19 protein-coding genes are annotated in these 25,577 nt (G+C 33.2%); 3 read left to right on the plus strand and 16 right to left on the minus strand.

Going from position 1 to position 25,577, the window contains the following annotated elements; translation table 11 throughout:
• Nucleotides 1-6: 6 nt before the first annotated feature.
• The 3 genes from C1Y58_RS17000 to C1Y58_RS17010 all read right to left on the minus strand — a co-directional run bounded on the left by C1Y58_RS17000 (nt 7) and on the right by C1Y58_RS17010 (nt 2,792).
• The gene (locus tag C1Y58_RS17000; RefSeq protein ID WP_105617289.1) at nt 7-405 is read right to left on the minus strand and encodes a histidine kinase; all 399 of its coding nucleotides are present in this window, start codon (nt 403-405) and stop codon (nt 7-9) included.
• Between the two features lie 177 nt (nt 406-582).
• A complete protein-coding gene (locus C1Y58_RS17005) occupies nt 583-2,118 on the minus strand; it encodes a sensor histidine kinase (RefSeq protein ID WP_105617290.1) in 1,536 nt (511 codons plus the stop codon).
• Nucleotides 2,115-2,792, minus strand: coding sequence for a response regulator transcription factor (locus tag C1Y58_RS17010; RefSeq protein ID WP_334293840.1), 678 nt, complete (start codon nt 2,790-2,792; stop codon nt 2,115-2,117). Before C1Y58_RS17010 ends, C1Y58_RS17005 begins: the two co-directional genes overlap by 4 nt.
• 267 nt (nt 2,793-3,059) lie before the next feature.
• On the opposite strand from C1Y58_RS17010, the gene C1Y58_RS17015 reads away from it, so the two are divergent.
• Entirely contained in the window at nt 3,060-3,692 is a 633-nt protein-coding gene (locus C1Y58_RS17015) for a YgjV family protein (protein ID WP_105617292.1), read from the plus strand.
• Nucleotides 3,693-3,887: 195 nt separating this feature from the next.
• Nucleotides 3,888-5,105, plus strand: coding sequence for a nuclear transport factor 2 family protein (locus C1Y58_RS17020; RefSeq protein ID WP_105617293.1), 1,218 nt, complete (start codon nt 3,888-3,890; stop codon nt 5,103-5,105).
• A 70-nt stretch (nt 5,106-5,175) separates the two neighbouring features.
• Here C1Y58_RS17020 and uvrA read toward each other — a convergent pair whose 3' ends face one another.
• Nucleotides 5,176-8,049 carry an excinuclease ABC subunit UvrA gene (gene uvrA, locus C1Y58_RS17025; RefSeq protein ID WP_105617294.1) on the minus strand — a complete coding sequence of 958 codons (2,874 nt, stop codon included), beginning with the start codon at nt 8,047-8,049 and terminating at the stop codon, nt 5,176-5,178.
• Between the two features lie 33 nt (nt 8,050-8,082).
• Nucleotides 8,083-9,387 (minus strand): AraC family transcriptional regulator, encoded by a 1,305-nt coding sequence (locus tag C1Y58_RS17030; protein WP_105617295.1) that lies wholly within the window; start codon nt 9,385-9,387, stop codon nt 8,083-8,085.
• A 205-nt stretch (nt 9,388-9,592) separates the two neighbouring features.
• On the opposite strand from C1Y58_RS17030, the gene C1Y58_RS17035 reads away from it, so the two are divergent.
• On the plus strand, nt 9,593-10,612 hold the full coding sequence (locus C1Y58_RS17035) for an SDR family oxidoreductase (protein ID WP_105617296.1): 1,020 nt from the start codon (nt 9,593-9,595) through the stop codon (nt 10,610-10,612).
• A 190-nt stretch (nt 10,613-10,802) separates the two neighbouring features.
• Here C1Y58_RS17035 and C1Y58_RS17040 read toward each other — a convergent pair whose 3' ends face one another.
• The 11 genes from C1Y58_RS17040 to C1Y58_RS17090 form a co-directional block, all read right to left on the minus strand.
• On the minus strand, nt 10,803-11,102 hold the full coding sequence (locus C1Y58_RS17040; RefSeq protein ID WP_105617297.1) for a hypothetical protein: 300 nt from the start codon (nt 11,100-11,102) through the stop codon (nt 10,803-10,805).
• A 41-nt stretch (nt 11,103-11,143) separates the two neighbouring features.
• Nucleotides 11,144-13,012 carry a heparinase II/III domain-containing protein gene (locus C1Y58_RS17045; protein ID WP_157950166.1) on the minus strand — a complete coding sequence of 623 codons (1,869 nt, stop codon included), beginning with the start codon at nt 13,010-13,012 and terminating at the stop codon, nt 11,144-11,146.
• Nucleotides 13,013-13,167: 155 nt separating this feature from the next.
• Complete coding sequence (locus C1Y58_RS17050; protein WP_105617299.1) at nt 13,168-13,941, minus strand: PHP domain-containing protein; 774 nt, start codon at nt 13,939-13,941, stop codon at nt 13,168-13,170.
• Between the two features lie 38 nt (nt 13,942-13,979).
• On the minus strand, nt 13,980-14,717 hold the full coding sequence (locus C1Y58_RS17055; RefSeq protein WP_105617300.1) for a PHP domain-containing protein: 738 nt from the start codon (nt 14,715-14,717) through the stop codon (nt 13,980-13,982).
• Between the two features lie 198 nt (nt 14,718-14,915).
• On the minus strand, nt 14,916-17,120 hold the full coding sequence (locus C1Y58_RS17060) for a helix-turn-helix transcriptional regulator (protein ID WP_105617301.1): 2,205 nt from the start codon (nt 17,118-17,120) through the stop codon (nt 14,916-14,918).
• Nucleotides 17,121-17,304: 184 nt separating this feature from the next.
• Nucleotides 17,305-18,924: an extracellular solute-binding protein gene (locus tag C1Y58_RS17065; protein ID WP_105617302.1), complete on the minus strand. Its 1,620-nt coding sequence runs from the start codon at nt 18,922-18,924 to the stop codon at nt 17,305-17,307.
• A gap of 106 nt (nt 18,925-19,030) precedes the next feature.
• The gene (locus tag C1Y58_RS17070) at nt 19,031-19,909 is read right to left on the minus strand and encodes a carbohydrate ABC transporter permease (protein ID WP_105617303.1); all 879 of its coding nucleotides are present in this window, start codon (nt 19,907-19,909) and stop codon (nt 19,031-19,033) included.
• 11 nt (nt 19,910-19,920) lie between these two features.
• A complete protein-coding gene (locus tag C1Y58_RS17075) occupies nt 19,921-20,805 on the minus strand; it encodes an ABC transporter permease (protein ID WP_105617401.1) in 885 nt (294 codons plus the stop codon).
• A gap of 428 nt (nt 20,806-21,233) precedes the next feature.
• On the minus strand, nt 21,234-22,991 hold the full coding sequence (locus tag C1Y58_RS17080) for a DUF885 domain-containing protein (RefSeq protein ID WP_105617304.1): 1,758 nt from the start codon (nt 22,989-22,991) through the stop codon (nt 21,234-21,236).
• Nucleotides 22,992-23,209: 218 nt separating this feature from the next.
• Nucleotides 23,210-23,926, minus strand: a complete 717-nt coding sequence (locus C1Y58_RS17085) for an EcsC family protein (protein WP_105617305.1) — start codon at nt 23,924-23,926, stop codon at nt 23,210-23,212.
• Nucleotides 23,927-24,160: 234 nt separating this feature from the next.
• Complete coding sequence (locus C1Y58_RS17090; protein ID WP_157950167.1) at nt 24,161-25,381, minus strand: metallophosphoesterase family protein; 1,221 nt, start codon at nt 25,379-25,381, stop codon at nt 24,161-24,163.
• Nucleotides 25,382-25,577 lie beyond the last annotated feature (196 nt).

Raw genomic sequence — 25,577 nt, forward strand, 5'->3', positions numbered from 1 at the left:
TTCCATTTAGATAATCTTTGAAATCATTTTAACAAGATGCTCCATTTTATCTGCTTCCTCTATTAAAACGTCATAGTATTGCTTCTTTTTTTCTTCACTATTTACAATATTGTGCTTAAGACTTTCTGTATAGCCTCTTATGATACCAAGTGAACTTTTTAACTCATAGGGTATATTGATAAGGAAGTCCTGCATTTTTTCATCCTCTTCTATTTTTTCACCTTCTTTCCGTAAAACTTTATATATTTTTCCTATGCAATCACCAACTTTATGAGTTATTTCTTTGTTAACGGCCTTAACTAAAGGTTTCTCTATTCTTTTCAGAAAGAATATAATACTAATAATTCCAAGTACAGTAGCTGCTTGACTTATAAATAGAAATGACTTTTTAGTACCTTTCATCATTAATCACCTCTTTGTTTTCTCCATTACTAAGCCTTCATAATCTATCTTCCTCCTTAATTGGAAGGTATAGAACTCTCCCCTTCTTCATCTGCAGTCCATTATGGGGTAGTATTGTGATGGTTATGTGAAGAAATAAAAATAACCTTCTTAGAATTCTACATCTAAGAAGGTACGTTATTATTCTTTCTCACTGACTATATTCAATTCAAACCAAAACTCTACACCATCATCTCTGTTAATTACGCCATACATTTCCTGATGATGCTCCATTATTGATTTCACTATGGAAAGGCCTAACCCCGTCCCTCCATATTCTCTGGAACGTGCTTTATCAACTTTATAAAAACTTTCCCAAATGCTGTCTAAGTCTTCTAAAGGAATATTATTTCCTGAATTAGTAACAGAGATTCTAACTTTTTCTTTTGTCAATTGAGTTTTTATTTCAATGTATCTATGTTCATCCACATGATTAATAGCATTAGTCAAATAATTGCTTATAACTTGTTCAATCTTTGGATAATCCCCCTTAACAAAATAGTCTTCATCAACAATCTTTTCAATTGTTATATCTTTGTCTTGAATAATAGGATCAAATTTTTCAACAACCTCTTCGATGAGTACAGTTATATTGAATATTGTTTGGTCTAACTCAAATATATCAGACTCTAAAGTAGATAAACTCAACAGTTGTTTAACCATTTTATCCATTTTGTCCGCCTCATCAATTAATATATCATAATAACGTTTCTTTTTTTCCTCATCATTAGCAATATTGTATTTAAGTCCTTCAGCATATCCTCTTGTTATACCAATAGGACTTTTTAGTTCATGAGAAACACTTGAAATAAAATTTTTTCTCATTTCATCTATCTGTTTTTTTCGTTCAACATCTTCCTTTAATTCTGCATTTGCTTCAATCAAGTCATCTAAAGCCTTATGAAGTTCTTCAGATATTAAATTAATACTATCACCGAGCAAACCTATCTCATCCTTGGTTTTAACTTCATATTTCTTAGAAAAATCAAGGTTGGAAATGCCTTTTGCAATCTTACTTAACTCTACTATAGGCTGTGATATCCTTTTTGACAAAAAGAAGATAATAATACTTCCCAGCAATATGATTATTGCGCTGACAAACACCATAAATTCGTTTATTATTTTTGAGTTATCAGTAATTACATGAAGGGGTTTTCTTAAAACTAATAAATCGCCTGTATCTAATTTCTTAATAAAGATAAGTTCTCTTGCATCATCTTTTGGTACCGAGTTTTCATTCATGATACTCTCTACCTGTGTAACCTGTCTAGGATCTTTAACTAACTCATTAGGTGGAGGTAAATATATAGTTTCATAGATGTAACCTGTTCTCAAGTCAATTACTGAATTATGAACTAAATCTTTAATTAAAACTAAAATATGATTGATAGTCTCTGGAGCTTCTGTACTATATTTAATTGACATGGTCTCACTATCCAAAATCACAATTTTTAAATTATATGCTGCCCCCACTGTTCTCGGTAACTGTTCTAGATATTTTGACTCATCTGAATATGTACTATTGATGTATTCAAAAGCACTAATAGAGTCATTCTCCACTCTTAAAGAAAAGTATGCTTCAAAAAAATGAACATTCATAACGATGGATAGAGATACAAAAAAAATAAGGAAAATGATAAAATATAGAAACAATTTCATTCTTACGGTTTTAATCATTTGTTCACCTTCAATCCATACCCCAAACCTCTAACAGTTCCTATTAAATTACCATACTCACCAAGCTTAGACCGTAAACTCTTAATATGGGTATCAACAGTACGTGCATCTCCAAAAAAATCATATCCCCATACTGTATTAAGTATTTGGTCTCTACTTAGAGCTCTTTTTATATTGTTTATAAGGTATAGAAGTAATTTATATTCTTTTGGACTTAGATCAACTGCCTTATCATTGATTGTAACCAATTGTTTGGCTTGATCTATTATAATGCCATCTATCTGAATACTTTCGTTTTTTTCTTTAACTACCCTTCTGAGTAAGACATTGACTCTGGCTATAAAAATTTCATAACTGAAAGGCTTCGAAATATACTCATCTGCTCCTAAACTGAGTCCATGAACTTCATTCCTTTCATCGCCTAATGCTGTCAACATTAAAATCGGAACATCGGATTGTTTCCTTACTTCTTTACACACTTCCCAACCATCATATTTAGGCATCATCACATCGAGTATAACCAGATTGATATCTGTTGTAGAGAAGTATAAGTCGATAGCTTCATTTCCATCTTTAGCCACAATCACTTCATAACCTTGATTGGTTAGAAAATCTGACAGCATGTCCCTATATTTAACTTCATCATCTGCTATAAGTATTTTTATTTCCATGATTCCCCCTCCTTAAATCCAAGGAAATTTTCTATTTGAATAGATAATCATGATCTGAATAAAACATAACATGGATCATAATAAATTTTTTATAAAGCATATGTAGTTTTTCCTTTAAATTATATAATAGTTTAGCGATTACATCAATACTAGACACCTTAAGACATTTAACTATAGTATAGTTTTTTAATTCTTCACCTTGCACAAAAATCATGTTTTAAGTTATAATATTGTGTCGACAAAAATATTAGGTTTGAGAGGAGATTTATAATGATTAACTGGCTCGAATGGTTAGGCTATTTAGCTTCACTTATTGTTCTCATTTCATTGTTAATGAGCTCAATCATAAAGTTAAGATGGATCAACTTAGTTGGTTCTGGTTTGTTTGCTCTTTATGGCTTTTTAATTGGGGCTTTACCAGTAGGATTTATGAACCTAGGTATCGCTGCAATTAATATTTATTATCTCATCAAGATATATCAATCAAAAGAATACTTTAAGCTTCTGCCTATTGATAAAGATTCTAAGTATTTTAATTATTTCTTGGATTTCTATAAGAAGGATCTTGAAAAATACGCAGATCAACCCAAGGTAGATATTGAGAATTCTGATGTGAGTTTTTATATTCTACGTAATATGGTTCCTGCAGGGATTTTCTTAGGTTCACGTCATAATGAAGATACCCTTAATGTGGAGTTAGATTTCGTTATACCGGAATACAGAGATTTTAAAATTGCAACATTTGTGTTTGAAAATAATAAGCAATATTTCTTAGACAAAGGCTATTCTAACTTCATTAGTTTTTCAACAAAAGAAGATCATATCAAATATTTGAAGAGAATGGGCTTTAAAGAAAGCGAAGTCAACAATCGTCAATGTTTTGTAAAGTCTATTAATAAGTGATACAAAAAAGAGGCTAATAAAAATTAGCTTCTTTTTTTATTTTCATAAATAAGTTTAATTATAAATTTTCAAGTTTAATTTATAACTGTTTTTTATCTACTCCATATTTTGAAGATGTATTAATATTAAAGTAGCACCTACATATTGAAAATGTGAAAACTCAGTAAAATGTAAGTATTTAAGAGGGGGATTGGTATGCCATTAAATGAATTAGTAAACCATAAAGACATTCAGGAAGTAAGAGAAGTTTTAAAGAAATTCCAGGAGGGATATACAAATAGAAATACTGATACTCTAGATAGCTATATGGATGACATATTTGTTAATGATGACAGTATGATAACTGTTGGAACTTCTCGTAGTGAATGGTGTTTTGGAGTTCACGATTTAAAAAATTTAGTAGAAAGTGATTGGAAATACTGGGGGGATCTCGTTGTAAATTTCGAAAAAGCTAAAATTAATTCTAAAGGTTCTGTTTCTTGGTTTTTAGCTGATTGCACGATTAATTGGGAGGATGATGATTATAATGAGTGGTGTAACGACTTAGTTGCAGATTACTTTGAAGACAACGGACGTTTCATCAACTATAAACCCAAATCCAAGTTAGCAATGTTGAATTTGCAAATGGCTTTTATCCAACAATCAAAAGAACACCTTGGTTGCAACATGCCTATAAGACTATCAGGTGGACTTATAAAGAGAGAAAATCAATGGCTTATACATAAATTACACTTCTCAGCACCTATGCCCAGTTACCCCGAGTGGCGAATAGCAGACGATAATGTTGATTCATTGAAATATTATAACCAAGTTAAAGAAAAAATGAAGGCATTTAATGATAAATTCAAAAAAGACTCTTTGGAAAGTATAACTGAACTCCTTAATCAATTACAATCAAATTATCTAGATAAAGCAACTGCTGTAGAAGATACTATAAATCATCTATTCTTGACAAACGATGATACTTATATTGTAGACCCAAATGAAAATCCAGCTGCTTTTGGTCGTACTAATATGGAGAACATGATACTCGATCAAAGAGAGAAATGGGATGAAATGATTCTTAATGTCCACGAGGCCATCTTAAATGCCGAGGACGATACCGTAGCAATAACTGCTAATGGACTTTTTAAAAAAGCTTATAGAACTGATGAATTAGTAGATAAAGAATGGAATAATATTAAGACTATTTTACAAAGAGAGGGTACAGTTGAGGATAGACTCTTAGAGGCGCAGAAGCAGATTGCTTATACATTTAAAGAAGTATCCTTTGGTGAAGAGTCTTTATGGGAATTTAGATTTGAAGCTATTGCTATTAAAGAATGTAATCAATGGAGATTTCATAACATACAATTTACTTTTCCTTCCTTGTATGTCTACGAAGGAAATTATAAAATGACACCTTTACTTTAGTAGCATAATAAAAATCACCATAGACCAATAGCCCATCACAATAGATCGATTGTGGTGGGCTTTCATTCACTTACAAAACTTGTTTAAGAAACTTACCTGTCACCGATCCCTTAACATCCCTCACCTGTTCTGGTGTTCCTTGGGCAACTACATAGCCTCCATTTTTTCCACCTTCAGGTCCGAGGTCGATGATATGGTCTGCTGTTTTGAGCACCTCTAGATTATGTTCTATAACAAGTAGTGAATGTCCTTTTTCTATGAGCATATTCAAACAGCTTAAAAGCTTCTTGATGTCCGAGATGTGTAATCCAGTTGTAGGCTCATCTAATATATAAAGGTTATTGCTACCTCTCTTGATCTTTCCTAATTCAGAAGCAAGCTTAATTCTTTGTGCTTCCCCTCCTGATAAAGTTGTCGAAGACTGACCTAACTTAATATAACCTAATCCTAATTGATTCATAATGTTAAGTTTGTGATATATATTCTTCTTATCTTTAAAGAATTCCACTGCCTCTTCAACACTCATATCCAGTATTTCATAGATATTTTTGCTCTTATACTTAACATCCAATATCTCTTTTTTATAGCGCTGTCCCTTACATATAGGGCAAACGATCTCTACATCCGGCATAAACTGCAACTTTGTTACGATACGCCCATCACCTTTACAATGCTCACACCTTCCGCTATTCTTACTGTTAAAGCTAAAGTTGGATATAGTATACTCCTTCTCTTTAGCCTCTTTAGTCGTTAAGAATAATCTTCTTATGCTATCAAATAGACCAATGTAGGTGGCAGGATTAGATCTACTGTTCTTCCCGATGGGAGATTGATCGATATTAATAATATTATTGATGTATTCGTTTCCTCTGAACCCCTTATGTTCACCGGGAATTATCCTTGGGTCAGCTATGCTTCTCACCTTTTTATAAATGATCTCATTAACCAATGTACTCTTACCAGATCCAGAAACCCCTGTTATACATACAAGAATACCTAGTGGAATCTCTAAATTAATATTTTTTAAGTTATTTTCCCTAGCTCCTTGTACTGTCAACTTATGTCCATTACTTTGTCGTCTTGTTATTGGAACTGGTATCGTATCTTTACCCGAAAGGTATCTGCCAGTAATAGAGTGCTTAGCCCTCTTAATCTTTTCAAGATTACCTGTTTCAACTATCATACCACCATGACTACCGGGTCCGGGTCCAACCTCCACAATGTTATCTGCACTTTCAATTGTCTCTATATCGTGCTCAACAACAATGACTGTATTACCTAAATCTCTAAGTTGGTTTAATATATTAATCACTTTCTTGCTATCCCTTGCATGAAGTCCTATACTTGGCTCGTCAAGGACATAAATCATGCCCATGAGTCCAGAACTAATTTGTGAAGCTAGACGAATTCTCTGTGCTTCTCCACCTGAAATAGTATCGGCTCTTCTTCCTAAAGAAAGATAATCCAAACCAATGTCAACTAACAACCTAAGTCTCTTTATGATTTCCTGAACAATAGGTTCTGCTATATACTTTTTCTCTATAGGAAATTCTAGTTGCTCCATAAAATCAAGTAACTCCGTTAGCTGCATCCAACATAATTCATGTATGTCCTTATGATGGATATGGATATTGAAGCGTTGTTCTTTAAGCTTTTTTCCTCCACAGTCCGGGCAAGTATACTCTATCATCTTCTTCCTGAACCATTCAAGTACAGCTTCATTGACTTTATCACTCCTGGTGCTTTCTCTATACCAATGTTCTGTTTGATTAACATACCCACTGAATTGTATTTTCCTGCCGATAATCCAATTCCTCTTGTTGAGGTCCGGCGGTGCCTCTATAGTTATTTTTTCACCTTTAGTTCCATAAAACAATATATCTTTAATATCATCGGATAATTGATTGAAGGGTGCATCTAAACTGAATTTATAGTGCCGTGATAGGTTATACATGATGATATGTTTGTATGTTACTTCCCCTCTGCAGTTATAGACACTTGGATCAAATGCTCCTTCGTTAATGCTCCTCTCATGATTGACAATCATCAGTCTGGGATCTGCCTTCTTGGAAGTTCCAATACCCCCACATGTTCTACATGAACTGTTTATATTGTTAAAAGCAAAGTAGTGAGATTCAATGTTGGCCATAGTTATATGATGTTCCTTGCACCCAAAGCTGCTATAGAAATTATCTTTTACCTCTTCCGATACATCCTCTGATATGAACTCTGCAATCAGTACATGCTCGCCAATGACCTCTAATGCCGTTTCTAGCGAATTGGTTAAACTCTTCTCGATATTGCTCTTTACCTCAAATCGATCAATAACAATTTTGATATCATGATCACTGTATTCGTCGATATCAATTTCTTCACTTATATCCACCCTATCACCATCAATGATCAGATTACTATAGCCTTTCTGCCTTATCTCGTCAAAGAGATAGGAATAGGTTTCTCCATACAGCTTCTTTACAGGTGTTAAGAATTCAATCTTCGTTCCCTGTGGTAATGACAACACTGCTTCAACTATTTGACCAGATGTCTTAATATCAAATCGCTCCTGGCAATAGGGGCATTTTGCTACGCCCACTGTAGCAAAGAGTAGACGCATATAATCATAGATATCCGTCATGGTTCCTACTGTAGACCTGGGATTAACAAGTCCTCTTTTTTGTTCGATGGCGATTACCGGTGATAGTCCGAAAACGAAATCTACCTCTGGTTTCTTTAGTTGGGCAATTCTACTTCTAGAGAATGTAGGCAACGAATCAAGAAATCGACGTTGCCCCTCACCATAGATAATATCAAACGCTAGGGACGACTTGCCTGAACCGCTTACACCTGTTATGACAGTAATCTTATCCCGTGGAATATTCACATCTATATTCTTAAGATTATTCTGCCTTGCACCTTTTATCACGATTTCCTTCTGTCCTAACACTTAACCCCTCCTCATTCTTAACTAAAAAGTCAATCAAATGAATATATCCATATCACAATCACTCTTGATATAAGCTGGTTCATAGACAACGTTATTGCTCTTATTGGTTATATGTATTTCTGAGATATCTTTTACCAAAACCCCTTCTTCACATAGCCATTCGCATACTTCACAAATTGTATTGGTACGAAATGTCTTATTAAAATCCTTGACTATGGTTGTTAGAGCTTTCATTTCAGTAGCCTTATCAAAATAGTCTAATATAGGTTTGCAAATAGTGTCCATATGTTGTCTTAAATAATCATAGATCATATCAATAGACTTAGATATATTGATACTGTTTTTTCGCTCATCCATTAACCCAATATACAATTTTTCTATTATTGGATTCTTGTACTTGAGTGCTTGCAATATAACCTCTCTTGATGGGATATTATTATTTAGCAATACTTCAATTGCTGCTATATGTTTTAAAGTTTCAGTGATCCAAAGGTAGGAGTACCTAACATCACTCTTGACTTTCAGCCATTTCTCAGCCTTATAAAGTCTTCCAAGAACCCACTCCGTTCTCTCCAACAAAGCAAATGATTTATCTCTCTTTCCTATATCATCAGTATCACAAATATTCTCAAAGAGTTCCTTCAATGATTCATCTTTACAATAGATCATTGTCCCTAATGAATAATAGGAATGTGTAAATGACGCTTTTAAGCTCTTGCCAATAAGTTTTCTATATTCCGATCTCGTCATTACGTGTCCATTAACGTAAATATCATCTTCTAACAGACATAGTTCTGAATTAAGTTTACAGTTATCGTTGACGATGATGGTCATATCTATATCCGACTTTTCCCATACCTGATCATAAGAAAGGCTCCCCATAATGATGACTGCAAGAACATTCATATCATTTTTCAGTCGATCACATAACGTTTCCACTGCACGCATATATCTTTTCTGTAAATCACTATGGCTAAAACTAACTTTCCAGAAATCCATGGGTATAGCGTGAGTTCCTAACTTTCGATATGCATTCGGTGTAATATCAAAGATACGCTTGAAGGCTCTGGAAAATGTCTCATGTGAGTTAAACCCATAATCCAATGCAATATCTACTATATTTTTATTTGAGTCTATAATCTCCCCAGCTGCAACAGATAGTTTTCTCTTCCGTACATAGTCAGTAACAGGAATACCGACTATGGATTGAAATACCCTATGGAAATGATGAGCAGAATAAAAGCATAAGGCAGACAATTCCTCAAGTGTAATATCCTCTTTTATATGTTTCTCTATATAATCCAAAGCTTTTTGAACCTTATTATAATAATCAGACATTCTTCATCACCAACCTTTAAGAACAGTATAGCATATAATAGTTACCTTTTCTTGATAATGCTTGATATTTTGTTAACCCCTATAATTACTAGGGTTCATAAGCTTACAGCTTGATTCATGATGTACATCACATAACTATCACAATAGGGTATTATTATTACTTCATACAACTAAAATACATTCTAAATATTAGGAGGAGACATATATGAATATATTAATGACAGGTTCGACTGGTATTGTTGGTTTGCCATGTTTGAAATTATTTTTAGAAGAAGGTCATAACGTTTATTGTATTGTAAGAGAAAAAAATGGTGAACTACCATCCAAACGTTTAAAAAAAGCATTAAAACTTAATAATCTACCAAAAAATTTGAACATAATGACAGGTGATATAAAAAAACCCCTCTTTGAATTATCTAGTGAAGATTTATCCATGCTTAATAAGGCATCCATTGATATCTTTTTCCACTGTGCAGCACTTACTAAGATGGAGGATCGCTATCACAAAGAATCCATATTAACCAATATAGAAGGCACAAAACATGCTATTAGTTTAGGAAAAGCACTAAATATTCCCCATTTCCACTATATCTCAACTGCCTATGTCGCTAATGGCGGCTCCAATATATATGAACTTAATAAAGAAAAATCAGAGCAAATTATACAGTCTTCTAATATCCCATACACTATTTCAAGGTTAGCTATTGTAATAGGCGATACAGCAACAGGTCAAATAAGTGATTTTACTGGGATGTACGGTTATTTCTTAGCGGCATACCGCATAGTAAAGAAATCAAACTATAAAACAATGCTTGAAGCAGAAGCAAGTGAAGGAGCAACCCTTAATCTAATTCCAGCAGATTGGACAGCCAAGACTCTATCACTTATTAATGAAAAGGGACCTTCCAATACTATTCTCAATATTGTTGATGAGAATCCTCTGCTTGTAGAAACAGTTTATGATTATGGTTTTAAATCCTTAGGCATTGATCAGAATACTATTACTGTCAGGAGTCTTGATACGACATCAAGCACAGCAACCAGATATCAGAAGATGTTTAATTTTATAATTAATATCTTTAGACCTTATACCAGTAAGCAATTTATTGCATCAACGAAGACTTTGAGAGAACATCTACAAGAAGATTATGTTAAAGCGCCTTCTATGACGTATGATTTAATTGATAAATGTCTCCAATATGCGTTAATCACCATTAACGATTAAAAAAGTCAAGACTGAATTGGAATACTCTTCAGTCTTGACTTCTTTTATCTTATATCATTCTTTTACTGCTCCTGCTACAATACCTTTAAAGGAAGAGGAAATATAAATAGTCAAGCTCTTCATGTAATATACATGAGACTTGACTACTTTATATTTTCTTACATTGTGTATGCAATTGTACATTTATTTTTTATTTCTTTATTAATTGAATTCTATTCTCTTTGCAGAAGCGTTCTAGTTCATTTTTATACTCATCAAAGAACTTTTTCTCCTTCATGCGTGTATAGACTAAAGGTTCCCACCCCTTTGTAAAATGAATAGTTATTTTCTCTGAGGCCTTTTTAAGAAATAGAAATTGTCTCTCTTCAAATGATGAGAATTCTATTTGACGTATATCACTAAAAACAGCATTTCTCGTGATATATTTCTTCTTCTGAGGTACCATCATAATCATCTCAGTTTTATCCACTAGCAAATGTCGAACTGCCATATGCATTCCTCCTTACATAAATGCCCTATAATTATTTTAGCCTACTCTCTTACTTGCATATTAAAGGAGAATTCACCCTCTGTTATAGAATTTTTAGTCTTAATCTGTAGACGATAAAGTCTTTCTCCCCATACTTGTAAAAGTGTTTCATCTTTGATTTCTATGGTTTCATAAGAAGCCTCAAGCTGAAGGTTATCAAATTCTAAGGATATTTCATCTTCTTCTGTTGTTCTTAAGACTACTGTATTATCTCTTATACAAGGTTCTTTACAAAGCATAAAGTTAAACGTAATTTCTTTCGCCACGTTTAAACTTAAAGTATCCATTATTGTAACACTTGATGTCTCTCTACTTAGTGTTGCAGTACGTATGTATTTTTCTATACCAGCATCTTCTTCATAGGCTTCATGCAGATTAAGATGACAAGATGTGCCATCTTCAAAATCCTTTACTTTAAAATCCTTAGCTTCATATCTAGCCCCATAGCACTGCTGTATTTCGCCGATAATAGGAACATTATGATACTGTCCTTGCATGTTCCAAATTTTATAGCGATTTGGTCCAAAGGTATCCTTAACATAGGTACCACACCCTATATCAATAATACAAGGTCTTCCATTGTAATAAACAATAAAGTTTCCTAAATCGTTATGGTTATGACTTTCATCATTGAAGCCACCTTTTATCGCCAGATAGAAGCCCTTTTGTTTATCCTGACTTTCTCTGGTTGTTAATACTTGAATTCCATCAAAAACATTACTCAACTTAATATTTAAATCTATATTTTTTAGATTCCTAAATTCTTTTATCATAAAGAGATAGGGTAAACCACGTAATACACCTAGCTGAGCAGGGTCACCTAAACCAAGCTCCTTATACATGGTTTGAGCTAAATACTTCATCTCATCACTGTTTACATCTTTACCAAAGCGATATAAAAGTGAGAAATTTGTTTTTAAGTAAGGATGACTATCTGCGAAGTTGGTAAAACAGTTTTTAGCTATATGTACCTTTGCAGGAAACTCACCTACATGCTTGATAATCGTCTCGTCAAAGTAATTCACTTTACCTTCAGTAACTTTGTTTATGATCCAAAGGCAATCATATAAGGAGCCTGCTGCTCGATTCCAATAAGCGGGACCTTCATCACAGCCACCATCTTCACTGTAAATACCGATAAATTTATCGATAATTTCTATTGTTTTGAAGACGCCTAAGCGTCTTAATTCCACATCTTCTTCAACAAGTAGCATGGTCATAAGGCAGTTAGAGGAACACCATGGTGCCCAATTATTCAGCTTCCTACCGCTGTAGCCCATCCACCACCACTGACGATTGTACAGGAAGGGGTCTATTATTCTATCTTTTAATTCATGCTTAATACGTTGAGCTAAGATAGGGGAAATTTCGTCTAATTTATCTTTTAAGAGATAATAAGTAAATGCCAGTAAAACAGCTGTTTCACTACACCCTAAATCAATTGCCCTTTGATCGTGAGGAGGAAACATGGTTGGCTCAGGAGTACGGAATAGGTAATAATGATAGTTGGATACCCATGTTGACTCTTCGCATATACACCAAAAGGCATTAATTATATCATCCATGTAGCTTCCATCATTGACAATACATTCTGCCATTATTAGATGCGCCAAAGCATCTTTGCGAATACTGGCTGCATCACCATATGGTTTTCGAGTGCCTTCTCTTAAAAAGCTCATTAAGTCCGTGGCATGAATGACGGGAAATCTATATCCTTTATAAGCTGCTGCTTTTTCTATCACTAACTCTTTGATATCCTCAGGAATTTCATTCCACTTATCTCTTTCGTCAATTTGGGGACAAGGTCTAAAATCATCTATTTTTTGAATTATGCCTTTCAGCTGTTGGTAGGTCGTATCGTCTACAAACATTATTAACCTCCTAGGGTTCATTAATTATATAGTTCTTATTTCACTATACCAGCATTGTTATAAAAAGAGTACCTACAAAAATTTGTTCTATAGGTTATCAAATTATTGATATGCTTGAAGGGGCAATTAGCCCCTTTTTCTGCAAAATATTGATATTATTCATTAATATTGCATCTTGGACGACTTGGGTTAAATTTGGAAAATTGACGTTCTGTTTTAAGAACCTTTGAATGTTGCCAAATGGGATTTTCTTCTTTATAAGGCAAACCGCAAAAAATAGAGTAGTTATTTTCCAATAACACCTTTGCTAAGTGTTTCTCTGATCGTATTTTTTCATTGGTATATATACCACATTTATCAGCACCAAAATTGTGATTATCAGAACATGCAATAACAGGGATCTTATGCTTTAGAGCATAATTACAAGCCAATGCATTTACTTCTTCAGGTTGTCCACCATTAATCATTTCAATACCATGTACATATCGATTATCAATGAGCTCTCCTCCAGCCCGAAAAGGGTGTGCTTGGAATATTGCCATATCATTCTTATTAGCTAATAGATGAAAGAGTTTATTTGGAGAAAGATTTTGAATACCTTCATTCTTCTTAAGAAACTCTACGTCTAAACCGTATATAAGAACTTCTACCTTAGGCTTGACTGGTACTCGTAGTTCAATACCAAGAAATACATCAACTCCTAGCTTTTCACCTATTTCCTTAGCTCGATAATATCCTGCTAACTGACAGTCTATCCTTTCCTTCCAAGGGATATCGCCATAGCTATCTAAGTATCCCACCGAAAAATGATCCGTAATAACAACTCCTGTAAATCCTAATTCTGCATAGTCATACATGATTTCTTCGCTAGTTCTTTTAGCACAGCGGCTGATATCTGATGTATGTACGTGTAAATCATACTTATACAAAATTTACCTCCTCATTTATTGCAATATTAAGTGCTTAACTAATCCTCACTAAGTAATCTTCTTTTTGTCATGATATATCGTTCATCTACTCTTATTGGATTATCCTGTCCATAAGGTAACCCGCAGAAAATTTTATAATCTTCTGTCCGTAAGATCTGTAGTAAATCTTTGCTAGACTTGATCCTTGATTCAGTCATAATACCGCACTTATCTGCACCATTACGATGATTATCAGACCCTGCAATACATCTAAGTTGTTTCTCTTTTGCAAAAGTATATGCCTTTTGATTGACCTCCTCTGGTTGTCCTCCATTGATGACTTCAATACCTGACATATATTGATAGGGTGCCAATTCCACCCCATTTCTAAAAGGATGAGCTTGGTACATCAATAAATCATGTTGTGTTACAAGCTTATACAATTCTTTAGGTGACAATAGTTGTAGGTTCTCATGATCCATTAAAAATGATTTATCTAATCCATAGATGATAAATTCAATTTTAGGTACTAAACGTAGTTCAACTCCTAGGAAAACATCTAACCCCACTTCATCACCTGCTCTTTTCGCTTTTTGATACCCCTCTAGAAAAATATCCACTTTGTCTTGCCATGGAATATTGCCGTAGCTATTTAAATAGGAAGGGTCACCAAAATGATCTGTAATAACTATTCCTGTAAAATCAAGTTTTTTGTATGCTTTAACTAAATCCTCTGCCTTAGTATGTGCACATCGACTTACTTCAGAAGTATGGACATGTAGGTCATATTTTTTCATTAATTTTCTCCTTGTATATATGTTTAAAGCAACTATAACAGGATTAGAAAGTATTGAATACACCTATAATAATGTTGTATATTGCTCCAAGAAAATGATATCCTTTCTATATTTCTTTATTTTTAAAGGTATATGCTACCTACTTAAACAAAAAAATGATAGTCGAGAATCTATTAGACTCGTGACTACCATTTTTAATTATTCTTCTGCTTGGAGTTCTATTTCTTGATACTTCTTAGGTGTCATACCATAGTGTTTTTTAAATACTTGAATAAAATAATGTGTTGAATTATATCCTAACAACGAAGCGATATCTTTTACTGTATATTTATTTTGAGCCAGTAATTCAACAGACTTATCTAGCTTGATCTTTTTAATGTACTTACTATAAGTACATCCCATAATGGACTGAAAGTTTCTACTTAATGTATCATAACGCATCTCCACTGAATCAGCTATGAATTGAAGTGAAATATCATTAAAAAGATTATCATGTATAATCTTCTCAATGGTCAGTCTCAGCTCATTACCTGAGTTATAAGTTGTCTTCATTTCATTTGAAATAGTAATTAATGAATTATAGATAATATTCTTAAGTTTGATTTCCAATTCATTAATATTTTTAATGGTATAGATACTATCTCTTAAGTCATATTGGAGATGTTGATCTAAACCATACCCTAATTGCCCACAAGCTCTTCTAATGGTTGAACACACTTCATAACAAGTGTTGGTACAATAATGGATGTGATATTTACCATAGTGCAAAGCATGAAAAATCCTAGCTAATTCCAGTTCACATGCATCATAATCACAAAGCAACAAGGATTTTTCTAGATTATTGATGATAAAATCTCGACTTCCTGTCGTCTTATAATCATCATATTTTTCTTTCTCAGCATCAAAATAGGTCATTTCTGGCATGATAAATGCATATTTTAAGGCATTCTTTGCAGCACTATAAGAATCAATAACACTATCTGATTTAAAATCAAAACTCTTGCCAATACCTACATAGACTAAATCCTCAATATTTAAATGAAGCAACGTTCTTTTGACTGTATTAGCAGGTACCACATATTTATCTAAGACGCAGAAAAGGGCGTAGATGATATCACCATCAAGTGCCGAATAGCAAGCATAGCTATTAAAGTCTTGATTGAGTGTATCACGTATAGCATTCAGTAGTTGCCTGCTTTGCTCTTGAGAGTGAGTATCCCTTAACTGTATAGCCGTACAAAACCCCGTTTCATAATTAAAATCAATGTAACCTGTATCTAAAATATCTTGGTAGGTGTATTTACCCCTCATAAATCCCTTAAGATGATAGCCACTAATAATTTGCTTATTCATCTTCACATCTGTTTCCAATTGATCATAGGTGTTCACCAGTTTAGTCAACTTAGATTTAATGATGTCCGTATCCAAAGCTGCTTGTTCTTCTGGCATTTCTATAGGTATCCTATCTACTAATGAGAATATTTGCTTGATCGGTCCATAGATGATAAGATTAATAAAAGTCGTAGTGATCGCAGTTAGTGTAATAAATAATATGCCCATCACACCATTGCCAACGACAAAGCTTTTTAAATTATAAACTTCATCTCTAGGCAAATCATAAACATAAACCCAATTGTTCACTTGACTTTCTCTAATAAAGGTAATTCGCTTTTCTTCTGCTTGGTATTCAAAATAGTGTTCATCATTTTCCAAAGCTTCTATTATGAGTTCATTATCTTTAGCTTCTCCTGTTATATTTTGACCAAATGTATTAATGATTCTTACTTGACCAATGCCATCTATAAAGTTCTCAGCATAATTCTGGAGCTCATCCATATCTAAGTGAAGCGCTATCTTGCCTTTAAGAGTTGATGGTAAGAAAGGAATATTGACTACACAACTAGCTACCTCTTGTTCCATAGGCTCATAATATCTTGTAGCGATCCAGTTTCGCTCTTGGTTAAAATCCTGTACGTTATAAATCCAATCAATATAGGGCTTGGAATTATAGTTTTCAATCTTCTTATACGAACCTGATAAGAAAGCAATATCATCTTGATGATAATAAATATCTAATCCCGTTATATATTTACTCTCAGTTAGGAAATTAGTAATAATATCCTTCATACGAAAAATTCTAACACTGGTCCACTGATAATCATTGTAGACACTTTCTCTTACTTCCGTATTATTTAATAGACGATTAGGTACTTGTTCAACTTGATAAGCTAATTGATGGTCTACACCTTCTTTAAGTTGGTCCATCATCTTTATGTAATCTCGAATCCTAGCTTCCTTATATACGCCAAAGGAGTAAAAACCTTGTATCACGATAAATACAATGAAAACAGCTAGAACAACAATGATATTATAGATGATTAGTTTTCTTTTAAAGTCCTTCATACCTATCCCCCCATGATATGAATAATTATACCGTTTGTAAGAACATTAAGACAAGATAAACCAGAAATTTACTCAATATAGGTCTTTACTTTGACATTTGTATAATGGTAGGTCATACCTAATGCTATAAAATATTTTGACGGCAAGAAAAGCACCTTAAATAAGATGCTCTTCACAAACATGATTAATTACCTAAGGCACCAGCATAAGCAGCTTGCATTTGGTCAATTGTTTCTTGTCCGCCATTCTCTAGATAGTTCTCAACAAACTCATCGAAGTATTCGATTGGTTTTTCACCAGTTACGATTGTAATAAATGCTTCTGCAGCCATTCTACGTAAATCTGGTGCATATTGAGAATAAGCTTCTGTTGATGGTACTTTAGGTTGAGACATACCTTCAGTACGCCCCGCAGTTAAGTAAAGAAAATCATCTGTCTTAGCTTTATAGAATTCACGCTCATCTGCAGGATTTGTTGCTGTTGAGAGTACACCTATACCAAGAGTTTTAGGATGAATACCTTCTGGCAAAATTTGATATGCCTTCTGGTAGCCATTTTTATCTCTATACTCAAAATGCTCACCTTCATAGCCATTGCTTAATGTAATGGCATGATCAAAATCCAGTATAGTTTCATTAGCCATTTCCAAAATCTTTTGTACTTTATTTGGATCAGCTGTTGCTTTTGAAGTAAACATGTACATACTACCAATAGCTCCATCATTGTTGGTACCACTTAATCCAGTAGGACCTACTGGTGGTAAAGCAAAAAGTACTCTTCCATCCGGGTTATTGGCTTGTAACTGCTCAACCTTTTCTCTTTGATCATATTCATCTAGTTCCCAATGACCAGGATTAGCTCTTCCAGTTAAGCCAATACGTCCATTTAAGAAAGCTTGAGATGTAGCCCAATGACCAGATGTATGTTCACTGGTAATAAACTCTGGGTCAATGATACCTTTTGCATACCAATCAGCTAATTTAGCTAATGCTTCTTTCGTTTCCGGTTGAATACATGCAAAAGTTGGCTTACCATCTATCATCACTCGATTGGTACCAAACCAACTCATTGAACTTAATTGACCCATACCATATGCTCCAAATACCATATTGAATGCAAAGTCAGACATACCATAGGTATCATCTTTACCATTGCCATCAGGATCGTCATGAGCAAATCGATAAAGTACTTCTTCAAACTCATCTATTGTTGTAGGTGCCTCATCATAACCTAAATTATTAAGCCAATCTTCTCTCCAGATAACAAGACTTGGAAATTCACCAAAAGTATTGAATCCAGAATAACCATAGTTTTTACCTTCATACATAGAACGTACCCAAATTTCTCCACCTGGATAATATTCTTCATAGAGAGCAAATAAATCGGGAGCATACTCTTTGATTGTTTCTCTAGGTACTTCCCCTGCTACACCTTGCTTTACATAATTACCTAGACTACCACTCTTAGGCTTAAAGATATCTGGCATTTCGCCACCAGCTATCTTGATATTAAGAGCTTCATGTAAATTTTCTCTTGCCATGAACCATACTTCTAAATCTACATTAAACTTCTCTTCTACATACTTGATAACAGGCGCATCTTCCTCTGGCTCTGCATCAGGATTATAAGCTAACCACTCGATTACAACAGGCTCTTCTTTCTCTTCTTGCTTTTCAGCTGCTTCTTTATTGTCTTTCGTCTCCACTTTAGTTTCTTCGTTTCCAGTTTCTCTACTCTCACCACATCCTGCTAAAAGAGACATAGTTAAACTTAATACTAATAATAATGAAACGACTTTTTTCATTGTTTCCCCTCCTAATTCGAGTATCTTTATTATACCTTCAAATAAAATTTAAATCAAAGCCTCCTCTCCTATTTAGTCAATTTATTTGAATAAGCAAAGCTTATCCTTATCCCTTCAATGAGCCAACCATGACACCCTTTACAAAGTATTTTTGAACAAATGGGTATACACATAAAATAGGTATTGTAGCTATAAGCAGAGCTGCATTTTTCATGGTCTCTGTATTGACGATGACTTCACGTACATCCTCTACTAAGCTTTCTTCTTTCAAAGTACCTTCAAATAAAATCTGTCTCAGAACATACTGAAGTAGATGTTTTTCTGAGTCAGGAACATAAATTAAACTAGCTCGCCACTCATTCCAATGGGCTACACCATACCATAGGGAAATGGTGGCTATAATTGGTTTTGATAGAGGCAATATAATCACAAAGAAAATTCTTAGTAGCCCTGCACCATCAACTCTAGCAGACTCTTCTAAACTATTAGGCAAGGACATAAAAAAGTTTCTGGTAATAATCATGTTATAACTACTAATAATTCCAGGCAAAATATAGACTGCCATATTATCGACTAAGTGGAGCTGTCTCATCATAAGATATGTGGGAATTGTTCCCCCACCAAAATACATGGTAAAAACGATAAAGGCAGTCAAATAGTTTCTACCTGGTAAATCTTTTTTAGATAAGGCATATGCGCCTATACAAGTAATCAATACATTAAAAAATGTACCAACGACTGTAACAAAAATTGTATTTTTATAACCTATCCATAATTGATTGTTTTTAAAAATATTAATATAGCCATCAAAAACAATTTCCTTAGGAAATAGCTTTAACCCAAAACTATTGACATATTTAATTGGGCTCAGCGATATCGTAATAATCTGCAAAAAAGGAATGATGATGGTTATGCATAAAATAATTAAGAACGTATAACAAAATATATCTACTATATAATCATCTATGGTTTTTTTTACTTTCATGTCAGTCCCCCTTACCAAATTCCATATTCTGATACCCGTTTAGCAATAGCATTGGCCCCAAATACCATACTAAAGGATACGATGTTTTTAAAGAGACCTACAGCAGTTGAGTAACTGTATTGCATTTGTACTAAACCTTGTTCATAGGTATAGGTTGAAATAACATCACCAACGGACATAACTTTTAAGTTTAATAAGTTATATACTTGAGAAAAGTTGTCGTCAATCAGCTTACCACAAGCAAAAATTAACATTATGGTGACAACTGGTGCAAGGGAAGGTAACGTTATAAAGCGAATACGTTGTATTCTAGTGGCACCATCGATGGCCGCTGCTTCATAGAGTTGTGGATCGATATTACTAATAGCTGCCAAATAAATGATAGATCCCCACCCTATACCTTGCCAAATACCTGATCCGACTAATACAGAACGAAAGTACTTAGGGTCGGCAACAAAGAATATAGGGTCAAATCCCAACAGTTGAATGAAGTAGTTAACAAGACCTCTACTGGGCGATAACATTTCTATCACTAGTCCTGATACGATAACCCATGATAGAAAGTGGGGTAAGTAAGAGATTGTCTGTGAAATTTTTTTAAAATGTTTATGACGTATTTCATTAAATATAAGTGCTAGAATGATTGGAGCTGGAAATCCAAATATTAACTTATAGAAACTGATAAGAATGGTATTTCTCAATACAGGTAGGAAATACAAACCTGTAAACATGGTTTTGAAGTGTTTGAACCCTACCCACTCGCTCCCCGAAATACCTTTTAATGGGTAAAAATCTTGAAATGCTATAACGATGCCATACATAGGTCCATATCGAAAGATGATATACCATAAGATAATAGGTAACAACATCAGATAATAGCCACTATACTCTTTCATTTTTAATGCTCTTCTTGATTGTACTTTAGGAAGAGTGTTTAGTTGCCTTTTAATCAATACATTTCACCTCTTCTTCATTTTGTGTTACGTTTGCTATAACAAACATTTTCTAAATCGTATCATGTTGCCTTTAAATTGAATATCCGTAACTAAATGATGAAATCTTACTGAAGAAAAGGAAGTCCTTTATTTATAAGGATTTCAATATATGTTTACTGAAAAAATGATATGTCTGAGCAAAAAAATGATATTTAATCTAATGTTATAAATTACAATTTTTAATATACAGTAACTTATTACTATGCCTAGTACAAAGTGGCTAACGTCACATTAAAACTAGAATAGGAAAGCATGTTTCCTTGCGAGCAAAATGCGATTTTTCCTAACACTAAAAAAAGCAACGACATAATAGTCGTTACTTTTTTCTCTTAATTAGATTCTATATAATTACAAACGTGTTGTTCAAGTATATCTAAAGGCATTGCTCCATTCTCCAATATTACTCTATGGAACTCTTTAATATCAAAATCATTTCCTAATTCTGTTTTTGCTTTCTCTCTAAGCTCAAGTATTTTTAACTCTCCTATCTTATAAGAACATGCTTGACCTGGATATATAAGATATCTATCAATCTCTCTGGAAGTGTCCCATCCAGTTAGTCCATTAAGATAATCTATTGCCTCATCTCTAGACCATCTTTTATAATGTAAACCTGTATCTACTACTAATCTACCTGCTCTTAAAAGCTCTGATTGTAAATACCCAAGCCGTTGAACTGGTGTTTCATAAAGCCCATACTCATCTGCTAGTTTCTCTGCATATAATGCCCAACCTTCTGTATATGCTGTTGGGTACCATACTTTTCTGATTACAGGTATATCTTCATTTTCCACTTGTATCGTTAATTGAAAATGGTGACCAGGTAGCCCTTCATGATAAGCAAGAGGCAACATAGAATTTTCCCAATGATCATAGCCTAAATTGACATAATATGTTCCAGGTGTTGACAAATCTATTGCTGGTATTGAGTAATAATTGCTTATAGAATCTTGTCTATATGCGGGAACTGGTTTGATTACTATCTCATCTTCTGGGAATATATCGAACATCTCTGGTAATCGTTCATCCATCTCTCTAATAAGTTGTTCATATTTAGCTAATGCCTCATCTCCAGAATAAACCTCAGAAGGTATATCAAAGCATTCTGGAATCTTAAGATCTTTATACTCAGTTTCTTGGAGTACCTTTTCAATCTCTAATTTTATCCTTTCAACTTCACTTAAGCCTAAATTATGTATTTCCTCTGGTGTTAAATCTGTTGTTGTATGAGTGCGTAAAAGATATTGATAGTACTCGTCATCATTAGGTAGGTCCCAGACACCTGAGGGTTTATTACTAGCTTTTAAAGATAATTCTTCTGTATAATCAATTAATCTCTGATATGCTGGAAAAACATGTTCTTTAATTCCTTCTTCTACAAGAGTATATAATTCTTCTTTCTCTTCTTCACTAATAGAGTCAAGCACCTCAACTTTCTTAACATAGGAAGTGTAGATCTCATTATTGATTGCCCTGCCTAAGGCAAACTCACGACACTGCCTTTTGACACTGTTGACCGTATATTTGGATGGAATTATTCCTTTTTCTTCACGTACTTGAGAATCTTCAATCAATTGATCAAAAACCCTGCCGCTTTGCTCTAATAAACTGATGTATAACTCTGCATCTTCTTTATTATTAATTTGAAACTGATTAGTTAAATAATCAGGAAGTTTTACTTGTATACCCCATAGCTGATTAATTTTGTGTTTATTATACATAAATTCTTCACTATCAATTTGATTTTGTAAAAACCACTTAATGGCATCGTTATTAAGAGTAGCCACTGTATTTAGTTCTTCATTATCATATTCACTTAAGAGTATTAGATTTTTCTTATAAGAATCAATTTGCTTCAGTTTTTGTTCATCCGATACATAGGGTATATCATAGTTTTCAGCTTCTATTCCTAAGGATTGAAGATCACCTGTGTATGACGTTTCTCCTGGATAGTTTAGTATATGATCTTCAGCTACCTGATTAAAGGTTTCTTTTATACTCTCTGATCTGTCATTGCCACATCCACTTATACATAACGTTACAATTACCATAATTAATGATAATGCCGTTAATTTAAATCTTTTCATTATCTTGATCCCCTCTTATAAAGTTTGAATATTTTTATTACTTATTATAAGTATAGTGTAATATTTTTTACATTTCAATAAAATTATACTAATTCTTTATATATGTTTGATGAAATACATCAGACTATCTCAATGAATAATAAAAACAACAAGTTCCGTATCTCTTGACTTGTTGTTTAATAATTAAAAGTAGTTAATTTAAGTTTACCTTTGCTTGTTCATTGAAGTAATCGCATACGATATGCTTGAATAGCAGTTTTACTAAGCTTTTCGATAAGTTTTGCATTTACATAAGCTCCTACAACAGCACCTATGCCAGGTATCATCTGAAGAAGTTTGGCTAAATCAATATAATCTCTATATTCCTGTTGAAAAGTTCTCCAATCAAAAGAATTAATATCATTGGGTAGTGTGTTATAAAATAAGTTAAAATCTTCAATCTGGTTAAATACCTTATTGACATTACTTTTACTTGAGAAGGCAAGCTGAAATATATAGAGAATATATATTCTTTCTTTATAATCGTTTACATCTATCCCATAAATACTTGCAATATCATAGAGAAATTTAATTTTAATGCTTAAGAGTAAGGGGAGATCAGCAAGACCTAACATGATTCCTCCAGCTCCAGTTCCTGCTCCCTCTATCATAGCTGTGGTTTTATAGACCTTAGTTTTTTCTGCAACCAATACTTCTCTTTCTTTTAAAGATAAATCTATTATAGGTTCTTTGGTTACATACTTTGAGCCCAGTAAAACAGCTTTTATCATATTTTTTATGGCTGAAGTTACTATTTCATGATATTTTTCTGGTAATATTCCATTCAGTTTGTTTTGTACACCTTTTGATGCTTTAGATGCTATAGAAGGCTTCTTCTTCATCTTTTTCTTCCATCTATTTAGTTCTTTTAGAGCTATATCATTATAGTTATCCATCCCATGCACCTTCCTTATCTTCTCCTCATTTTAAGTAAAAGGATTATCTGATCTCTTATTAAAAACTAATGCCACATTATTTTATTTAAGCCTATTATCCTAATAGACTGTAAATATTAGTCCTGAAAGCTCATATGGTTTTTACATCATCGATTATTCTGAATAAGTCCTGCTTTTGCAATTCTTGGTCTTATTTCGCTATAACATTTAATATCGGAACCATCATTGATATTATTAGAGAAAGGTTAGCATACCATCGTAACTTATGCTAAGTACCTTTGGATTAATTTCTAAATACCCACTTTCTGAATTGAGTTCTTCCTTATCACCTAGTTTATCATTACTTTCATACATACCTCCTGTTGAAAATACTGTTATTAAACATTCATCAAAATGATATCTAAACCCATCTGCTGCACTTTCATGCCCTCTTATAAGAATATCAAATCCAAATCGTTCTTTAAACTCATTAAAATGTTCCTTGGTAAATTGAAATCTTCCTGATTGTTCTCTTAAATCTTTATCACCTTTATGAGGATCACTCCACATAATGTTTTGACATATATTTATCCCCATATGATCAACTATTGATTGATCGGTTAAGTCTGATAACACATTTAAGTGCTTATAGAATTTAGAGTTCTCATACTTTGGTCTTGGAATCCCTCCGTGGACGGCAAGAACAATTTGACTTCCATTTTTAATTGCAGCAATATATGATAGTGAATTGAAGAGATTAAGATATCGCTCAAGTAAAGTCGACTTAAATGACTTGTTTTTTAAGCCTAGTGTTTTTAAATAATGTGGAAAGTACATTTCTTTAGTATCTTCTTCTGGTATTCTGTATGGGAGTATCAATGATCCATTCCCTTCTAGAATGCCTCCATCATGATTCCCTCTTAATAAAAAAATATATTCAGGAAACAAGTATTTCAATAGTAATACACGTTCCATAAGCTTTAAATGCACATGCCCTCTATCTACATAATCTCCAGTGAATACAAGTCTAATTTTCTGATTACTAACCACTTTTTCATAGAACTCTATTGATTGTAGGGCTCTTTTTAATGATTGATCATCTGAGTGTAAATCACCTATAAAAACATACTCGTAAGATTCATTAAACGTATATATTTTATATGCACTTTTAGCATCATTAATTTCCTCTAAACTGATGTTAAAGCATGTACCTTTTTTCAATATTTCTGCATTTTCATTACTAATTTCACCTTCATGAATAGCGATAACCTTTTTTATTAAATAGTCATGAAAAATACTAAAATCTTTTAAATCTATATGATAAAGGTCTTCATTTTTTAGCATTCCATCTTTGTACCAAAAAGAATCTACTATCTCATCTAGGTCTTTTTTCAAGATTACTCCTGAATCATACGTCTTATTAATTATGTTTTCTTTTACATGCTCCATTAACTCTAATCTATTTGATATCTGCATATTGCCTCCTGGATACTTCATTTTATTTATATGTAAATGAATATTTTATTTTTAATGTACATCTTGTTGGAATACAATTCTACTAATTTGCATTCAACTGCATTTTATTAAATAGATATAAGTAATACTTCTGCGTTTATTGTAGCAAAAGCGCTACCATTTGTCGATGCTATTTCAGTTTTGTCATTTGTTTCTA

Origin of the sequence: Vallitalea okinawensis, from assembly GCF_002964605.1 — a bacterium.
Taxonomy (GTDB): Bacteria; Bacillota; Clostridia; order Lachnospirales; family PQDH01; genus Vallitalea_A; species Vallitalea_A okinawensis.